Here is a 17,854-nt window from a genome sequence, read left to right on the forward strand (position 1 = left end):
TAACTGGCGGCGCAGGTGAAGATTGTAGTTGCCTCGCCTGGCAACGTGCAGCAGCAAAACGGTGGCAAGAAAGCAGTTTCAACACGGTACTTTTCCTCCCGGGTATGTCTAAGGAAACACTGATCAAGTGTCTGAATTTTGCGCCGCTCCGCACTTGGGCGCCAAGAGTCGGCTGACTTTGCGGTTTTCAGCACGTTTGGCATGAGAATCGCTCAGTTCTTCCCGATATTCGGGCTCTTTCGCATATTTGCCCACTGATTCTGCTTGCTGCAGACGCAATTCATCTGCTGGGCTCGGGGATTCGTCGGGCGGCAATCAGCAGATTGGCCAGCCCGAACAGGCTGTAAAGCTGGGCGGTGTTCTTGAACAAGCCCCGATAGCGAGCCTTCCGATGCCTGAACAGGTTCTTGATGATGTGAAATGGGTGCTCGACCTTGGCACGCAGGCTGGATTTCAGTTGTTCGGTTTGCTGAAGCAGCCGTCCGCCTTCGGTGTCAGGGAGTTTGCGTCGCTTGCCCGGTCGCATCGCGATCTGCCAGGCGACGGTGTGTTCGGGGTTGCACTCTTCCCGCTTCTCCACACCCTGATAGCCCGCATCACCATGGGCGTGTCGCTCTTCGCCATGCAGCAGGGCATGGGCTTGGGTGATGTCAGCCACGTTACCCGCCGTGCCAATGAGGCTGTGCACCAGTCCCGAGGCGGCATCTACGCCGATATGGGCCTTCATGCCGAAGTGCCACTGGTTGCCCTTCTTCGATTGATGCATCTCAGGATCTCGCTCGCCTGCTTTGTTCTTTGTCGAAGGCGAAGCAGCAATCAGGGTGGCATCGACAATGGTGCCTTCCCGCATCAGCAGTCCCTGTTCGGCCAGGTGTCCCTTGATGGTCTCGAAGATCAGCTTCGTCAGCCCGTGGGTTTCCAATAGCCGCCGGAACTTCAGCACCGTGGTGGCATCCGGGGACGACTCCCGTCCCAGATCAATGCCGACAAACCGGCGAATTGCGCCAGAGTCGTAAATCGCATCCTCGATCCCCTCGTCGGAGAAACCAAGACATTGCTGGGCAACGTACATCCGCAGCATGCGTTCACAGCCTAGGGGAGGTCGACCATTGCCCGCCTTCGGGTAGAAGGGATCGATGACCGCAAGCAGTGCAGGCCAGGGCGTTGCGGCATCAATCTTCGATAAAAACCGATCCTGCCGCGTCTGACGTGGCTTGGCGGCATATTCGGCATCAGCAAAGCTGCGCTGCTTCATCACCCTCATCCCCGTGGAATTCGTCAGCAATATTTTCTCATGTCCAGTCAATCGCAAAAAGCGTTTGAGGGGACTTGATCAGTGTTTCCTAAACAGCTTAAATTGTGTAAATAGTAAGGCGTCACCGTAATTCCTGATCATAGACATCCCCCGCGAGACGCCGATGCCCCTGCACAACGCCACACTCATTGCCATTGCCCTGGCCGCGCTGCTGACCGGTTGCGCCGAGTCCCCGCCGCCGCCGGCACCCGTGCAAGCCGAAACCGAAGCCGCCTTTGCGCCTGCCGCCCACCCTGACGTGCACCGGTTCGCCATTGGTCAGTACGCCGCGATCGTGCTGCGCGACGGTGACATCCGCGTGCCCAACGACGGGTCGGTCGTCGCACAGGGTGTGCCGAAGGCTGAAACCGATGCCTTGCTCGCCGCTGCCGGACAGCCCACCGACACCCTGCACCTCGCGGTGCAGTCGTTGCTGGTGGACCTTGGCGATCGCGTGGTCTTGTTCGATACCGGTGCGGGCGATGCCGCGTTCGCCGACGCGGGACGCTTGCCGCAATCGCTGTTGGCCGCGGGCGTGGATGCGGCAGGCGTGACCGACATCGTCATCAGCCATGCCCATGGCGATCACGTCGGCGGCCTACTCGACGGCAACGGCCAGCTCGCGTTCGCCAATGCGACGGTGCGGCTGTCCGCACCGGAATGGCAGGCCTTGCAGGACGATGCCGGGATGGCAGCGCTGGCCGAAGCGATCGCGCCACGCGTGGAGGTCTTCGAGCCCGGTGCCAATGTCCTGCCCGGCGTCGCTAGCCTGCCGGTCGAAGGCCACACACCGGGCCACAGCGCCTACGTCATCGCCGACGGCGACCAGCGCCTGCTTTACATCGGCGACACTGCCCACCACCACGTCATCTCGGTGCAGCGTCCGCGCTGGACGATCCAATTCGACGGCGACGCACCCGTGGCCGAGGACAGCCGCGAAGCGCTGCTGGCCCGCATCGCCGACGAAGGCTGGACGATGCAGTCGCCACATTTCCCGTTCCCGGGGCTGGGACGCATCGAACGCCGCGACGACAGTTTCGCGTGGGTGCCGCTGGACTAGAGATCAAACAGGCCGTCGATGCTCCGGCGGCATGGCTTCCTGGCGTTTGCGTTGGGCCAAGTCGTCGACGGTATCCGGGCGGTACTTCTAAATAAGTCGCGTCTTTAAAGCGCCAGCATCGCACTCTTAGGGAAACACTGATCAAGTGTCTGAATTTTGCGCCGCTGCGCACTTGGGAGCCAAGAGTCGGCTGACTTTGCGGTTTTCAGCAGGCTTGGCATGAGAATCGCTCGGTTCTTCCCGATATTCGGGCTCTTTCGCATATTTGCCCACTGATTCTGCTTACTGCAGACGCAATTCATCTGCTGGGCTCGGGGATTCGTCGGGCGGCAATCAGCAGATTGGCCAGCCCGAACAGGCTGTAAAGCTGGGCGGTGTTCTTGAACAAGCCCCGATAGCGAGCCTTCCGATGCCTGAACAGGTTCTTGATGATGTGAAATGGGTGCTCGACCTTGGCACGCAGGCTGGATTTCAGTTGTTCGGTTTGCTGAAGCAGCCGTCCGCCTTCGGTGTCAGGGAGTTTGCGTCGCTTGCCCGGTCGCATCGCGATCTGCCAGGCGACGGTGTGTTCGGGGTTGCACTCTTCCCGCTTCTCCACACCCTGATAGCCCGCATCACCATGGGCGTGTCGCTCTTCGCCATGCAGCAGGGCATGGGCTTGGGTGATGTCAGCCACGTTACCCGCCGTGCCAATGAGGCTGTGCACCAGTCCCGAGGCGGCATCTACGCCGATATGGGCCTTCATGCCGAAGTGCCACTGGTTGCCCTTCTTCGATTGATGCATCTCAGGATCTCGCTCGCCTGCTTTGTTCTTTGTCGAAGGCGAAGCAGCAATCAGGGTGGCATCGACAATGGTGCCTTCCCGCATCAGCAGTCCCTGTTCGGCCAGGTGTCCCTTGATGGTCTCGAAGATCAGCTTCGTCAGCCCGTGGGTTTCCAATAGCCGCCGGAACTTCAGCACCGTGGTGGCATCCGGGGACGACTCCCGTCCCAGATCAATGCCGACAAACCGGCGAATTGCGCCAGAGTCGTAAATCGCATCCTCGATCCCCTCGTCGGAGAAACCAAGACATTGCTGGGCAACGTACATCCGCAGCATGCGTTCACAGCCTAGGGGAGGTCGACCATTGCCCGCCTTCGGGTAGAAGGGATCGATGACCGCAAGCAGTGCAGGCCAGGGCGTTGCGGCATCAATCTTCGATAAAAACCGATCCTGCCGCGTCTGACGTGGCTTGGCGGCATATTCGGCATCAGCAAAGCTGCGCTGCTTCATCACCCTCATCCCCGTGGAATTCGTCAGCAATATTTTCTCATGTCCAGTCAATCGCAAAAAGCGTTTGAGGGGACTTGATCAGTGTTTCCCTAAAAGATTACGAAAAGACCCGGCCTGAGGCTATTTCGAGGTGCTGTACAGATAACGAGTCTGTGCCGGGCATTGCAGCCCGGCTTACATGCGCCGCTGGACGTGGGTTCCCAGCGGCGATGGCGAAAATTAGTTCATCTTAATGGCGATATTGACGCTTTGTGCGAGCTCCGTTGGCGTATTCAGGCCCGTGTAGCCACTGGTTCTTGCCCAAGCCTGACACACGGTTTTGGGGTGATTGAATACCCTACATGCGGTCACGATGTGGCGGAATTGCCCACCACCGAAAGCACTTACTATCGTCTCGACGAACATACATGCTAGGCCGGTACGCCTCTGTCGCAAATTAAAAAAAGCGAACGCGTCAGAAATCAAAAAAGCCGATTATCTGATCGGCTTTTGGCGTGCTGCTGAGGCCGAACCGAACCTCAATCGAGACACCCCCGTCGCAAGGTTTTTCAATCCTATTCCTCGAATTTGAATCCGGTCAACCGGGCTTGCACCCAGGCAGCTAGGAGCGAGTTGGAGCCCATTGTGGGTGCTCCATCTGCACATAGAGGCAGGGGGCAGACCCACACATTTGGTAGCGGGGCGGCATCCTCTCTGCTCCAATTCGGAGAAAAGAACTCGACCTTCATGCGGTCCTATTTACGTCGCAAACTGTGGCCGCGACGATCCAAAAGCTCTACTTCGATCGCCAAAAAATCAATCGTGATTCCCGATCATCCTGCTGCCAAAGCTGGACAGTTTCTTGCGGATTCTTCGGTAAGCTTGGCCCCTCGCGAGATCATCATGTTCTGGCACTGCCGAGCCGACACCGACTGCGGAATCCGCACCATTTCAAAAGGCTGAGTCAAACGAAATGGGGGGGTTACCCCGGACTAGGAATAGAATCAGTCTAAATGAGAAAAAAAGTGGGGGAGGGGCTCCCGCAGCCGCGATCTCCTGAGACTACACGTTGACGAGGTTCCAGTCGGACGTTTCGCCGGTTCGAACGCGCATCGCCCGCGAGCCCTTCGAACATTCAAATCTCAAACAGAATGCTCGAAGGACTGCGCCGCGTTCTGTGCTGACGGGGCGTCAAAATATCAACATTCCTGCGCTTAAGAAATTTCTCACCTCTTCCTCCGCCGCATCCGATACAAGCTCGTCAGAATTTATCCGCAGTGTTACGGCGACACCATCATCAAGGGTGATGCTTGCAATGAGGCCAGGAGCCAAGAGCTGCAGATAAATTTTTTCCTCTGCGCCAAGCAGCATCATTTCGGCAGCCGAAAGCATGTCAGCGAGCGCCTCGAATTTTTGCCGACCGCATTTAATATCGCTGCGAATTACGACAACTTCGTGCGGGAATTTTTTGCAGGCCCTGCAGTGGTTCTCCAACTCCGTCATAGCCGTGCCACCAACGCCTGATACAGCCCTGCATTCAACGCTTTCAGATTCACAAGCGCGCCTGTCAGCAGATCACCGGCAGTGTTGTTTCCGGTAACGATTGGAACCGGTTTGAGAAGCGCAGCCGTGGCGGCGATTTCTCCCTGTAGCGTTGGCTGTTTTAGCTCGGCAGATTTCGCTTTCAACATCTCTGCATCCACCACCGCGCGCATGGCTAGTCCCCCCGGCATTCCGTGGCGTGATCTCGACTTCATTGCAGGCATCGCAAAGTAGCCTGGATGGATCTGCGGATGGCCGATCACACCGCCGATGAGATCTGCAAGGTCAGTTGAGCTAATCGCGCTGATGAAGCGATGCATCCTGAGGGCGGTGATGCGACCCCTCTCCATCAGTTCGCCAGTAGGGATGCAGTACACCGCCAGCCTCGGCGGAACGGGGCGCACAGCGATCAGCGTGCAGTCACCGCCGTGATGATTGAGGTGCTGGCTGAAATCCAGCTTTGCTTTGAAAATGTCGCCGATCCGCAGCGTTCCGGCGGCGTCATTTGCATCGTGGACACACACCGTGAGACCCGTCCGGAAGTTGTCGAAACCCGTCAGGGTGATGGCGCTAGCACCGCAGCGATGGACAACTTCCGTGATGCGGTAGTGGTCGACGACTATGGTGGCTGGGTTGGGCTGATGCAGCGCGTGAGTGGGTTTGTTCATGATTGATTTCTCTGCTGGATTACGGGTACGTGTCAGCCTGTTGACTGACCGCTGAGTGGATCGCGGTGATTGAGGTTGATCGCGCCCTACACCGCCAAGTCCGATAACGTCCAGCCCCGCCTCCCAGAGGGCTGCCAAACGTTTGGATCAATCCATGGCGCCCTCCTCTCCGGTCGCATCACTCGCGTCTGCGGCGGCAGCAGTGCTGCTCACATAAGGCGGTGTTCGATGTCGCTCTACGGCCCGGATATGTTTCTTCGTCCGACCGTTGCCCGTGTCGCGGATGACATGGCGGTAGTACGACGGGGCGTCCGCAAATGCGATGGCAGCCGATGAACGAGTTGCGCTGATGCGATCAGCCAATGTGATGGCGGCGGCTGCGACGCAGCTGGCGTGTTCGGCCCGGCTGTCGATTGAGAGCAGGTGCATCAGCATCTCGGCGACGCTGATGTCCTCGTGCTCTTCGAGCCACGCAATCATCGGCCCCACGAGACCGATCGTGCGGGTTTCATGGGAGGTATCGTGCATCCGGTACGGCTCGTCAGCCGAGCGATAGAGCTGGATTTTGCCGAGGTCATGGATGACTGCAGCGACGATTGCGATGTCCCGGTTGATTGGCTCGCCGTAGTAGCGGACGGGTATGGCGCAGACCAGTTGAGCGACTTCCAGGCTGTGTTGTGCCAGCCCACCGGGCTCCGCGTGATGAGAGACGACAGAGGCGGGTTTCGAGGAAAATGCAGAAAAGATCTTGGGCTGACTTAGCAGCCCGTGAACCGCCTGCGCCACGGCTGGATTGCGAATCTCCGTGTCGATGAGCTCAGCGATTTTTCTCACCGCCTCAGCACCGACAACCGGCAGTCCGGCCACAGGGCAGTGGTGCAAGGTGCATTGCTCCGGCGGGAGCAGGTCAGTGATTTCCAGGTACAGCGCTTCGTGCTTGTCGAACACTTCGGGCCAGCCTGTGCAGCAAACCACCGTGCCAACTTGAAGCTGATCGCGGAGAGCGGGGGGCACGTCGGCCACCGCCCGATGTTCGCCATAGAGCGTGCCGACGCGGAGGTTGACCAGATCACTATTTGGGCGCGCATCGACGGCCAAAATCCGGAATTGACCGTCGACGAAGGCTAGATCTTCGCGGATGGATTGTTCGACTGCGATAACACTATGTTTCTGCATGATTTATCAAAAGTCCTTGTGACGAAAACGAGTCACTTGAGTTGGCAGTGAATGAAATATAACGCATCGTTATGATGTGTTACGCATCACAATAAGGCGAAATGGATCGGCCCGCAAGGGGGTTCAGCTATCCTTTAAAAAATTCACCAATGGATGGCGTCGGAATGATCAAAAGCGCGCTGGCGATTAGGCTTGCTGAGAAGAAGATCAAGATCACCGACCTTGCCCGTGAGACGGGCATTGATCGGACAATGCTCACCAAGCTGTACTACGACCGAACCAGACGCCTCGATTTGGAGACTTTGAACAGGCTCTGCGTGTATTTCGGCTGCAACGTCGAGGGCATCATCAGGTTCGAGACCGATGAAAAAGGGAAGGGCGACGATAACGCTTAGCCATCCTTCTGCTGTCTCACCAAATGAGACAGCAACCTACTAGGCTGATCCCTCAACAACCGATTTCAGAATGCTCGCCAAGAAACCTACGCCTTGTTTTGCCAAGTGCCTTCGACATATCGGGCTATTCCGACTGTGGCCTTGAAGGCAAACTTCACCAAGTGCTCCCTCATCGTCCCCGAGACCCGCTGTGTGGCGGATCTCTTGTTGGCGGGTATCTCGACGGATGAGTGGCGGCAGCGTATTGAGATCGACAACGTGCTCCAGAAGAAGACCCGAAACAGTGCGATCACCTACGCCAGCTTGGCTCGTTCGAGGTTAATGACGATGAATGCGCCGCTGTGGCAACTCGTCCGAGACGGCACATCTCCAGAGGCCACTGACGGCGCACTTGCGGCCACCATCAAGTTCTCGCCCCTCTTCGGGCAATTTTTGAGCACGGTTGTTCGGGACTGCCACCGCCGCTATCTCACTGAGCTCCCGGCCAGTGCGTGGGATGACTACCTAGATGACATGCAGCGCACCCATTCCGAGATGCCCAGCTTCAACGAATCCACCCGCGTGAAGCTGAGGCAAAACGCGATGCGCATACTCCAAGAAGCGGGATTCATCGAGAGCACGCGGCATCTCGTTCTTCGCAAGCGGCAAACCGAGCCGCGCGTCCTTGCATACCTCAATGAACATCAAGAGGACTTCGTGATGGAGTGCATCCAGGCATGAGCCTCGCCAAGCTGGAAGATCGGCTCAATGCCGTCCTTGAACGCATCACCGCTGATGACTTTCTCTCCGGGCGCGGTCTGGGCAATGAGGTGCCTTTTTACGCCTTCGACTATCCCCCGGAGTTCGAGCCCAAGGTTCGCGACCACATTCAGTTTCTGCTCGAAACTGCGCCCAAGCGTCGTCCCGGCGTGCGCATCAAGGTCATCAACCTGTTCGAAGTCCTTATCCGCATGCTGGAAGCGCGTGGCCTTTACGAGAAGTCGGTGGCCATGCAAAAGAGCAAGGGCGATCAAGCCCTGCTTAAAGCCATTCGGGCGCCGTTGGAAGCCGACAAGGTCGCCGCTGAGGTCATGGCGGACCTGCAAGCCGATCCCTGCGATGTATTGCTGATGACTGGCGTCGGCAGCGCGTATCCGCTGGTGCGCACCCACACCCTGCTCAACAGCCTGCAACCCAGGCTGGGCAGCCTGCCTTTGGTGCTGTTCTATCCCGGACGTTACGACGGCCAGTCCCTTCAGCTCTTTGGGCTGCTGGGCGAGAAGCCCTACTACCGTGCCTTCAGACTCGTGAGCTGAGACCCAACTCAAAATGAAAATTCAGGAACTCTTCGAGCGGCCCATCCGCCGCAACATCAATGGTGTCATCAAGGCGGACCAGAACGATGCCGCATCGGTCTGGCAGGAGCTTGACGAGTACGTTGTCACCAAGGAGCTGGACCAGCACTTTCGCCGCTTCTTCGACAGCTATCTTGCCGCCCTGCAACGGCCCGAAGAAGCGGCAGGCAAAGTGGGCGTCTGGATCTCCGGCTTCTTCGGCTCTGGTAAGTCCCACTTCCTGAAGATCCTGTCTTACCTATTGGAGAACCGCGAGGTCACCCATGATGGGCAGACCCGCAAGGCAGCCGAGTTCTTCCGCAGCAAGATCACCGATGCCATGCTGGTGGCGGACATCGAGCGCGCCGTCTCCAGTGACACCGACGTGCTGCTGTTCAACATCGACAGCAAAGCCGATGCAGCAGATGGTCGAGACACCGTGCTGCGCGTCTTCCTCAAGGTGTTTAACGAGAAGCTTGGCTACTGCGGCGACCACGCACACATTGCGCACATGGAGCGCATGCTCAGTGCCAAGGGGGTCTACGACCGCTTCCGTGCCACCTTCGAGGCCGATGCAGGCGAGTCGTGGGAGGCCGCCCGTGACGCCTACAGCTTCCATCTCGATGCCTTTGGTAAGGCCCTGTCGGAAGCACTCGGCCAGGCGATCCCGGATGCCGAAGCCTGGATGCAGCGCTTTGAGACCGACTTCTCCCTGACCGTTGAGAACTTCGCGGAATGGATCAAGGACTACCTCGACAAGCAGGGCAAGTCGCGCCGACTGGTGTTCCTCGTCGACGAAATCGGCCAGTTCGTGGGCAAAGACACCCAGCTCATGCTCAGCCTGCAAACCATCACCGAAAACCTCGGCACCGTTTGCGGTGGCCGTGCCTGGGTGGTGGTCACCTCACAGGAAGACATCGATGCCGTCATCGGTGAAGTCCGCGCCTCCCGCGCCAACGACTTCTCGAAGATTCAGGGCCGCTTCAAAACCCGGTTGTCACTTTCCAGCGCCAATGTCGATGAGGTCATTCAGGCCCGCCTGTTGGCCAAGCCCAAACCCATCCATGACCAGCTGACCCAGCTCTACTCGGGTAAAGCAGACATCCTCAGCAATCAGCTGAGCTTCGTGGGCACCGGGCGAACCTTCCGTGCCTACGGCGACCAAAATCACTTTGCCGAGGTGTATCCCTTCGCGCCTTACCAGTTCCAACTGGTGCAGCGCATCTTCGAGAGCATTCGCAAAGCGGGCGCCACAGGGCTGCATCTCGCACGTGGCGAGCGTTCGCTCCTGGATGCCTTCCAGTCAGCGGCGACGGCGGTTGCCGAGGAAGAGGTCGGCATTCTTGTTCCTCTCCATCGCTTCTACTCCAGCATCGAGAGCTTTCTCGAAGGCGTCGTCAAATCCACCATCGATAACGCCAGCCGCAACGTCAGCCTCAAGCCCTTTGACGTCCTGCTGCTCAAAACCCTGTTTCTCATCCGTTACGTGGACGAACTCAAGGGCAACGTCGACAACCTCATCACCCTGTTCATCGACCGCATTGATGCCGACCGCCTAGCGCTCCGCAACGAGATAGAAGCCAGCCTCCAGCGTTTGGAAAAGGAAACACTCGTCGCCCGCAACGGCGATGACTTCTTCTTCCTCACCAACGAAGAGCGGGATGTCAGCCGCGAGATCAAGGAAGTTGATCTCAGCAGCGCTGACGAGGCCAAAGAGCTGGGCAAGCTGGTCTTTGAAGAGGTGCTCAAGGGCATCCGCAAATTCCGCTACCCGACCAATCGCAAGGACTTCGGCCTCAACCTCACCTGCGATGGTTTTCCTCACGGGCGGCCTGAAGAAGGCAACTTGCCGTTGCAGGTCATCAGCCCGTTGAACGACGAGCACCGCAGCTTTGACGAGCCACGCTGCATCATGGCCAGCGGCAATGCACCCGGCAGCGTCATCGTGCGCATGAGTGATGACGAAGCGCTGGCCCGAGAGCTGCGCCTCTATCTCCAGACTGACCGCTATGTCAGCCGCAAGGCCGACAACTCGCTGCCATCCGCCACCCAGAAAATCCTCCGCGAGCGAACCGAAGAAAACCGCCAGCGCAGAGGCCGTCTGTCGGTGATTGTCGAGCGCCTGATCAAAGACGCCGACTATTACGCCGCAGGCCAAAAGCCGACCCTCAAGGGCAGCGCGCCGCAGGCATTGGTCGATGAAGCACTGGGTTACTTCGTCGCCAACACCTTCTCCAAGCTCGGCTACATCGAGCACCTCAATCCCGATCCGCAGAAGGAGGCCCACACCCTCATCGCCACCCACGGCACGGCGGGGCTGGACCTCGAAACCACTTCGCAGACCAATCCGCGCGCGCTTAAAGAACTGAGCCAGCTCATCGCGCTACAAACCCAGGCTTCGCGGCGCATCGTTCTGCACGACCTCACCGATGGACACTTTGCCCGGCGTCCTTACGGCTGGCCGGAATGGGAGACCCTCTTGTTGGTCGTGCGCTTGGTCCTTCAGGGCGAACTCACCCTCATCTACAACAACACAGCGCTCAAAGTGGAGGAACTCTGGCCGGTGCTGAACACGCCTTCGCGGTGGCGCAGCGTAGAAGTCCAGAAGCGGCAGGCGATGGGCTCGGCCGAGCTACAGAAGGCGCGGCAGCTGATGAAGGATCTTTTCCACCAGATTGGCCCGGATGGGGAGGACGCCCTTTACGCCGAACTGCGCCGACAGCTCAGCGGCTGGAAGGTCGAGCTGGAAAAGTGGAAGCTCATGAGTCAGAACGGCTACCCCGGTGGCAAGGCTATCGCCGCCGCCATGGAGGTCGTCAATCGTCAACTGGCTGCTGCCGACAGCTATGCCGCCATCAGTGGCTTTCTCACGCAACAAAGTGACTTGCTGGATTCGGGTGACACCTTCCACGAACTCAAGGACTTCTTCGGCAGCCAGAAAGAAGCCTGGGACCGTCTCAAACAAGCCAGCCAGCGCTTCGGCCTCAACCGCAGCAAGTTGGAGAAGGACGCCCAAGCAGGTCCAGCCCTGCAACGCATCGAGCTCATTCTCAACGCCGACGCTCCCTACGGGCTGCTGCGGGAAGCCGATGGCCTGATCTCCACCTTAGAGAAAGCCAACAACGATCTGTTGGAGGCCGCACGACTCCGCGCCCTCGCCAACCTAGAAAAGTCCATTGACAAGGTTCAAGCCGAACTTGAGCTGGTGAAGGCCGACGCTGACCTGCGCAACCGCAGCCTCAAGCCCCTTCAAGACCGCAAGGCGCAGATTGGCCAACAGCTCAGCCTCGCGCACCTGTTCCAGTTGCAGGACGAGCTACAGCATCAAGCCGATGAGGCCATCGACCGCATCCATGCTTGGCAGGAAGCCCAACGCAAGGTGGCACCCCAGCCGCCACCTGTGCCCCCAGCAGGCGGATCAGCAGGAATCCCCTCAGGCGAGCCCATCATCGCGCCTGCGTTCAAGAAACCTCACATCCTGCGGGCGGCCCAGCTCGCCAGTACGGCGTATATCAGCTCAGACACCGAGGCAGAGGCATTCCTCGAAAAGCTACGCGCGGAGATGATGTCAGCGCTCAAGCGGGGTGAGCGCATTGAGATCCGATAGCCAAACCGACAGGACCAAGAGGGACGTGAATGTATAAGCCAGGCGGAACAATTCACGATCTGCTCAACGGCATCGTCGACCACAAATACATTCTTCCAGCTATCCAACGGGAATTTGTCTGGGGACCTGAGCAAATCTGCAAGCTCTTCGACAGCCTGATGCAGGGGTATCCGTTCGGAACCTTCTTGTTTTGGAAAATCGAACCCGAGCAACAAGCGCAGTATCAATTTTACGATTTCGTCCAGCACTTTCATCAGCGCGACCGATACCATTGCGAGCTGATCGAGGCCCTTCCGCAGAAAGCACTGACGGCCGTGCTCGATGGTCAGCAACGCATGACCGCGCTCAATATTGGTTTGCGTGGCTCCTACGCATGGCGAATCGCCGGAAAGTGGCGAACCAATGACGCAGCCTTCCCGATCAGACATCTTCACCTCGACCTCTTGGGCAAGCCTGACCCGGAAAGCGGATCGCAGTATCGGTTTGAATTCCTCACCGGTGACCAGCTGGCGAAAGCGACGCCTGACCAATGCTGGTTCAAGGTATCGAGAGTCGTCAGCGAATCACATGATGAGCTGGTGGACGAACTCGACCACATCGCCGACGGCGAGCGGCGGAAGACCGCTCGTGGAGTGCTTCGGCATCTGCTGAAAACCATTCACGACCGAGAGGTGGTGTCCTACTACGAGGAAACCAATCAGGACCTTGAGCGCGTCCTGAACATCTTCATCCGGATGAACAGCGGCGGCACGGCGCTCTCATACTCGGATCTGTTGCTTTCCATTGCCGTTGCGCAATGGAGCAAACTCGATGCCCGCCAGGAGATTCATGATCTGGTGGACGAGATGAATGCGGAGGGCGATGGCTTTGCCTACAGCAAGGACCTCGTGCTGAAAGCGGGGCTGATGCTTGCCGATATCGGCAGCGTTGGCTTCAAGGTCGAGAACTTCAACAAGGCCAACATGGCCAAGCTTGAGGATCAGTGGCAGGTCATCCGAACCTCATTGATGCTCGCAGTCCGTTTGCTTGCCAGCTTCGGATTCAACGGCCAGAACCTGCGAGCGGACAGCGCCATCTTGCCCATCGCGTACTACCTACACATGAGAGCGCTGGGTGAAGGCTATTTGTCGCGCTCGGAGTTCGCAGTTGATCGAGAGGCCGTTCGCAAATGGCTGGTCCGCAGTCTGCTGAAGGCGTCAGGCATCTGGGGGAGTGGTCTGGATACGCTGCTGACCGACCTGCGTGAGGTGCTCAAGACCAAAGCGTCGAGTGGCTTTCCTGTCGCCGATTTGGAAGGTGCGATGTCGAAGCGTGGCAAGTCACTGACCTTTTCGGAAGATGAGATCGACGAGCTCTGTGATTTGCCCTACGGGCACAAATCCACCTTCGCTCTCCTATCCGTGCTCTTCCCTGGGTTCGACTTCTCCCAGCATTTTCATGTTGACCACATCTTCCCCAAAGGTCGGTTCACTAAGGCAAAGCTGATCAAGGCTGGATTTGATTCCAATCTGGTTGATGAGCTCACCGAGCAGTGCAATCAATTGCCGAACCTGCAACTACTCGTCGGCTCCATTAACAACGAAAAGCGCCAGAAGATGCCTCTAGAGTGGTACGCCGTGCAGTGGCCCGATGAGATGGCTCGAAGGCAGTACCTCGACAACCAAGCCATACCGAACCTCCCTGCCGACCTGCTCGGGTTCCCCGAGTTCTACAAGCAACGTAGGGCCACTCTTAAGGCCCGTATCACGGCGGCTCTTCAATAACTCATGAACAAATCCGCCCTCAAGAAATACGCGCCCCAAGCCCGTAGGGACTTCATCGCCGCCGTCACTCAGCGCGCCCAGCGTCTGGGGCTGGACCCGGCGCGGCCTGCCACGGTGCAGCAAACCGGGGACGTGCTGCTGATTGACGGCCAAGCGTATTCCTCCAATTGGTCCGGGCTGCGTAGCCAACTTCAGGCCCGCATCAAAGACCAAGGCTTTGCCCAGGTGATGGACGCCATGGCCTACACCTGGTTCAACCGCCTGGTGGCCATCCGCTACATGGAGCTGCACGGCTTCCTGGACCATGGCTACCGCGTGCTCAGCCACCCGGCCAACAAAGACACTGGCCACACCCAGCCCGAGATCCTCGATCACATCAATGAGCTGGATCTGCCCGGCCTCGACCGCAGCCGCGCGCTGGATCTCAAGCTCGCAGGCAACCGCGACGAAGAGCTGTACCGCGAGGTGCTGCTGGCTCAGTGCCACGCCTTGCACAAGGCCATGCCCTTCCTGTTCGAATCGCTGGACGACGCCACCGAGCTGCTGCTGCCCGACGGCCTGCTGCGCACCGATTCCATCCTGGGCAAGCTCGTCACTGCCATCGACGAGGCCGACTGGCAGGACGTCGAAATCATCGGCTGGCTCTACCAGTTCTACATCAGCGAGAAGAAGGATCAGGTCATCGGCAAGGTGGTGAAAAGCGAGGACATCCCCGCCGCCACTCAGCTCTTCACCCCCAACTGGATCGTCAAATACTTGGTGCAGAATAGCCTCGGCCGCCTGTGGCTGATGGCCAACTCCACAAGCCAACTGGCGACCAAGTGGGAGTACTACATCCAGCCCGCCGAGCAGACGCCCGAAGTCAACGCCCAGCTCGACACGCTCATTCAGGCCCGGATCAAAGAGGACGGCGCCACCCTCAACCCCGAGTCCCTCACGCTGCTCGACCCGGCCTGCGGATCCGGCCACATCCTGGTGGAAGCCTACGACCTGCTGCGCGACATATACCTGGAGCGTGGCTACCGCCGGCAGGACATCCCCCGCCTGATTCTGGAAATGAACCTCTTCGGCCTGGACATCGACGACCGTGCCGCCCAGCTCGCCGGTTTTGCCCTGTTGATGAAGGCGCGGGCGGATGATCGGCGGTTGTTTGGGCAGCCTGTGGTGTTGAATGTGTTGGCTTTGCAGGAGGCGAAGGAAGGCAGCGCGGCGGAACTGCACAGCGCGCTGAATGCGCCGCAGATTGACTATGCGACGGTGAGCCAGCTTTTTGAGACGTTTGAGCAGGCCAAGACCTTTGGATCGTTGATTCAGATTTCCGATGAACTGGCGAGTGCCTTGCCGGATTTGCAGCGTGAGCTGGAGGCCGTACGCGGCGGTGGCGACATGCTAGGGCAGGATGCGGCGGAAACATTGCTGCGGCTGGTGGAGCAGGCGGAAGTGCTAGCCAAGCAGTTTGATGCTGTAGTGGCGAATCCGCCGTATATGGGCGGCAAAGGCATGAATGCTGACTTGAAGGCTTGGGCAAAGAAAACCTTCCCGGCCAGCAAGGCCGATCTGTTCGCCATGTTCATAGAACGCGGTTTTGGCTGGTGCAAGCCGGCCGGCTTCAACGGCATGGTGACGATGCAGAGTTGGATGTTCCTATCCAGCTTTGAGGACATGCGGACGAAGCTGCTCGAAAATCGCAGCATCAGCACGATGGCGCACCTGGGCGCACGGGCCTTCAGCGAGATCTCCGGCGAAGTCGTACAGACCACTGCTTTTGTGCTTCAACAAAGGCATATAACTGGTTTCTGCCCGGTGTTTTTCCGGCTAGTTGACGGGAGTGAACCGGCTAAAGCCGAAGCCCTGCGCACAAATCAGAATCGTTTTGATACAACGTTTCAAGATGAATTCATTAAGGTGCCCGGCAGTCCTATCGCCTATTGGCTAACACAGGACGGAATCTCGACCTTTGTCGATCAACCAAAATTGGCTGACGTAGGAAAAACACGTCGAGGCTTACAGACCGGCCAGAAAGACAAATTCATTCGTTATTGGCATGAATGTGATTCGCGACAGATCGAGTTCAGGTACTTGAGCAGAAATGAAGCCATCGAGTCTCCAGCAAAGTGGTTCATGTTCAACAATGGAGGTGATTTTCGAAAATGGTTTGGGAATTTGGATCTTGTCGTAAACTGGAAGAATAATGGAAGTGAGCTTAAGGAGTTCCCTGGATCCATCATCCCAAGTGAGGAATTGTATTTTGAGCAGGCCGTGGCTTGGCCGAGAATTACAACCACGACCCTTGGTTTTCGACTGCATCCGGAAGGCGTGTTGCCGGGAGATTTGTCTCCGTGCTACTACACCGATGACCACCTTGTAGCTTTGGGGTATTTGAACAGCAGCAGCGCCGGCTACTTTTTGAATGCAATTAACCCTACGATAACTTCACCTGTGGGGGATATCGCCAAGATCCCCATACCCAGATTGAGCGATTCCGAGCGCACATCAATTGTTGATGCTGTTAGTCAACTGATCGAAATTCACAAAGCCGATTGGAATAATCGGGAACAATCTTGGGATTTTTGTTCGATTGAGGGGGTCAAGCCAGGCGGCCGAGGGGCACTCTGTGGTTGGGCGGCAAAACTAAAAGATCAAGAAAACCGTGCTCGCGAGAAGACATTGGCGTTGGAATCCGAGCTGCAACGGACGATGGCAAGGCTTTGCCTTGTTGAATCCGTGGTTTCGACAGCGGCAGATCCCCTAGAGATTTGCATTGAACAACAAAATGACTCTTCTCGGGCGGCTGCTCTGACTTCATACGCCATCGGCTGCATGATGGGCCGCTATAGCCTCGACGCCCCCGGCCTGATCTACGCCCACGCTGGCAACGAAGGCTTCGACCCTAGCCGTTACGAAACCTTCCCGGCCGACGACGACGGCATCGTCCCCATCACCGACGAAGCCTGGTTCGACGACGACGGCGCCAACCGCATCCGCGAATTCGTCCGCGTCGTCTGGGGCGAAGACACCGAAGCCGAAAACATGGCTTGGCTTGCCGAATCTCTCGGCAGCAAAGCCAGTGAGTCCGTCGACGACACCATCCGCCGCTACCTCAGCCGCGACTTCTACAAAGACCACCTGCAGACCTACAAAAAGCGGCCCATCTACTGGCTGTTCAGCTCCGGCAAACATAAAGCCTTCGAAGCCCTCGTGTACCTGCACCGCTACAACGCCGGCACACTCTCCCGCATGCGCATGGAATACGTCGTCCCCCTCCAGTCCCGCATGCAAGCCCGCATCGACAAGCTGGAAGACGACATCACCAGCACCACCAGCAGCGCCCAACAAAAAGCCCTGCGCAAGCAAAAAGACAAACTCGCCAAACAGCTCGAAGAACTCCGCAGCTTCGACGAAAAACTCCGCCACTTCGCCGACCAACGCATCACCCTGGATCTGGATGACGGCGTGAAGGTCAACTACGGCAAGTTCGGGGATCTGTTGGCAGAGGTGAAAGCGGTGACGGGAGGTAGTTCAGATGAGTCTTAACCGGGAGCCGGATCCAACTGAACTTTTGACCCATGCGCCATCTGATGACCTCGCTCGTGCGCGGAGGACTCTGTTGGCTATGTCTTTCATTTGCTATCTGATTGTCTACGCTGGGGTAGTGCCTACCAAGTTGTCATTTCTTGGTGTTGAATTTAGTGCAATGGACCAGATAGCTTTCCTTTGGCTTGTATTGGTGCTTTTCTCGTTCTTCTCTTTTTCTTTCGTGGTTGCGTTATTACCAGATAGGGCA

12 protein-coding genes are annotated in these 17,854 nt (G+C 57.9%); 7 read left to right on the forward strand and 5 right to left on the reverse strand.

Annotated features, from left to right (window positions below):
* Nucleotides 1-280: 280 nt before the first annotated feature.
* Entirely contained in the window at nt 281-1,255 is a 975-nt protein-coding gene (locus JN531_RS14430; protein WP_228349980.1) for an IS5 family transposase, read from the reverse strand.
* A gap of 163 nt (nt 1,256-1,418) precedes the next feature.
* On the opposite strand from JN531_RS14430, the gene JN531_RS14435 reads away from it, so the two are divergent.
* Nucleotides 1,419-2,354 carry an MBL fold metallo-hydrolase gene (locus tag JN531_RS14435; protein ID WP_228349560.1) on the forward strand — a complete coding sequence of 312 codons (936 nt, stop codon included), beginning with the start codon at nt 1,419-1,421 and terminating at the stop codon, nt 2,352-2,354.
* Nucleotides 2,355-2,652: 298 nt separating this feature from the next.
* Here JN531_RS14435 and JN531_RS14440 read toward each other — a convergent pair whose 3' ends face one another.
* The 4 genes from JN531_RS14440 to JN531_RS14455 form a co-directional block, all read right to left on the reverse strand.
* Nucleotides 2,653-3,627 carry an IS5 family transposase gene (locus tag JN531_RS14440; protein ID WP_228349980.1) on the reverse strand — a complete coding sequence of 325 codons (975 nt, stop codon included), beginning with the start codon at nt 3,625-3,627 and terminating at the stop codon, nt 2,653-2,655.
* Nucleotides 3,628-4,797: 1,170 nt separating this feature from the next.
* Nucleotides 4,798-5,109, reverse strand: a complete 312-nt coding sequence (locus JN531_RS14445) for a hypothetical protein (RefSeq protein WP_228349561.1) — start codon at nt 5,107-5,109, stop codon at nt 4,798-4,800.
* Nucleotides 5,106-5,816, reverse strand: coding sequence for a hypothetical protein (locus tag JN531_RS14450; protein ID WP_228349562.1), 711 nt, complete (start codon nt 5,814-5,816; stop codon nt 5,106-5,108). Before JN531_RS14450 ends, JN531_RS14445 begins: the two co-directional genes overlap by 4 nt.
* Nucleotides 5,817-5,963: 147 nt before the next feature.
* Nucleotides 5,964-6,992 carry an HD domain-containing protein gene (locus tag JN531_RS14455; RefSeq protein WP_228349563.1) on the reverse strand — a complete coding sequence of 343 codons (1,029 nt, stop codon included), beginning with the start codon at nt 6,990-6,992 and terminating at the stop codon, nt 5,964-5,966.
* 164 nt (nt 6,993-7,156) lie between these two features.
* On the opposite strand from JN531_RS14455, the gene JN531_RS14460 reads away from it, so the two are divergent.
* From JN531_RS14460 to pglX, 6 genes are all read left to right on the forward strand, one after another.
* Complete coding sequence (locus tag JN531_RS14460; RefSeq protein ID WP_228349564.1) at nt 7,157-7,387, forward strand: helix-turn-helix domain-containing protein; 231 nt, start codon at nt 7,157-7,159, stop codon at nt 7,385-7,387.
* Between the two features lie 141 nt (nt 7,388-7,528).
* The gene (locus JN531_RS14465; protein WP_228349565.1) at nt 7,529-8,107 is read left to right on the forward strand and encodes a DUF1819 family protein; all 579 of its coding nucleotides are present in this window, start codon (nt 7,529-7,531) and stop codon (nt 8,105-8,107) included.
* Complete coding sequence (locus tag JN531_RS14470) at nt 8,104-8,682, forward strand: DUF1788 domain-containing protein (protein WP_228349566.1); 579 nt, start codon at nt 8,104-8,106, stop codon at nt 8,680-8,682. The genes JN531_RS14465 and JN531_RS14470 overlap by 4 nt, the downstream gene beginning before the upstream one ends.
* Nucleotides 8,683-8,695: 13 nt before the next feature.
* Nucleotides 8,696-12,307, forward strand: coding sequence for a BREX system P-loop protein BrxC (brxC, locus tag JN531_RS14475; protein ID WP_228349567.1), 3,612 nt, complete (start codon nt 8,696-8,698; stop codon nt 12,305-12,307).
* Nucleotides 12,308-12,336: 29 nt separating this feature from the next.
* On the forward strand, nt 12,337-14,070 hold the full coding sequence (locus JN531_RS14480; RefSeq protein ID WP_228349568.1) for a DUF262 domain-containing protein: 1,734 nt from the start codon (nt 12,337-12,339) through the stop codon (nt 14,068-14,070).
* Nucleotides 14,071-14,073: 3 nt separating this feature from the next.
* The gene (gene pglX / locus JN531_RS14485) at nt 14,074-17,604 is read left to right on the forward strand and encodes a BREX-1 system adenine-specific DNA-methyltransferase PglX (protein WP_228349569.1); all 3,531 of its coding nucleotides are present in this window, start codon (nt 14,074-14,076) and stop codon (nt 17,602-17,604) included.
* The last annotated feature ends 250 nt before the right edge of the window (nt 17,605-17,854 follow it).

The sequence above is a fragment of the Flagellatimonas centrodinii genome (assembly GCF_016918765.2).
GTDB lineage: Bacteria > Pseudomonadota > Gammaproteobacteria > Nevskiales > Nevskiaceae > Polycyclovorans > Polycyclovorans centrodinii.

Bases quoted from the DNA above. Each gene is read 5' to 3' on its own strand.
- JN531_RS14445 (WP_228349561.1), bottom strand. From the start codon at position 5,109: ATGACGGAGTTGGAGAACCACTGCAGGGCCTGCAAAAAATTCCCGCAC.
- JN531_RS14470 (WP_228349566.1), top strand. From the start codon at position 8,104: ATGAGCCTCGCCAAGCTGGAAGATCGGCTCAATGCCGTCCTTGAACGC.
- JN531_RS14480 (WP_228349568.1), top strand. From the start codon at position 12,337: ATGTATAAGCCAGGCGGAACAATTCACGATCTGCTCAACGGCATCGTC.
- JN531_RS14440 (WP_228349980.1), bottom strand. From the start codon at position 3,627: ATGAAGCAGCGCAGCTTTGCTGATGCCGAATATGCCGCCAAGCCACGT.
- brxC (WP_228349567.1), top strand. From the start codon at position 8,696: ATGAAAATTCAGGAACTCTTCGAGCGGCCCATCCGCCGCAACATCAAT.
- JN531_RS14435 (WP_228349560.1), top strand. From the start codon at position 1,419: ATGCCCCTGCACAACGCCACACTCATTGCCATTGCCCTGGCCGCGCTG.
- JN531_RS14460 (WP_228349564.1), top strand. From the start codon at position 7,157: ATGATCAAAAGCGCGCTGGCGATTAGGCTTGCTGAGAAGAAGATCAAG.
- JN531_RS14450 (WP_228349562.1), bottom strand. From the start codon at position 5,816: ATGAACAAACCCACTCACGCGCTGCATCAGCCCAACCCAGCCACCATA.
- JN531_RS14430 (WP_228349980.1), bottom strand. From the start codon at position 1,255: ATGAAGCAGCGCAGCTTTGCTGATGCCGAATATGCCGCCAAGCCACGT.
- JN531_RS14455 (WP_228349563.1), bottom strand. From the start codon at position 6,992: ATGCAGAAACATAGTGTTATCGCAGTCGAACAATCCATCCGCGAAGAT.
- pglX (WP_228349569.1), top strand. From the start codon at position 14,074: ATGAACAAATCCGCCCTCAAGAAATACGCGCCCCAAGCCCGTAGGGAC.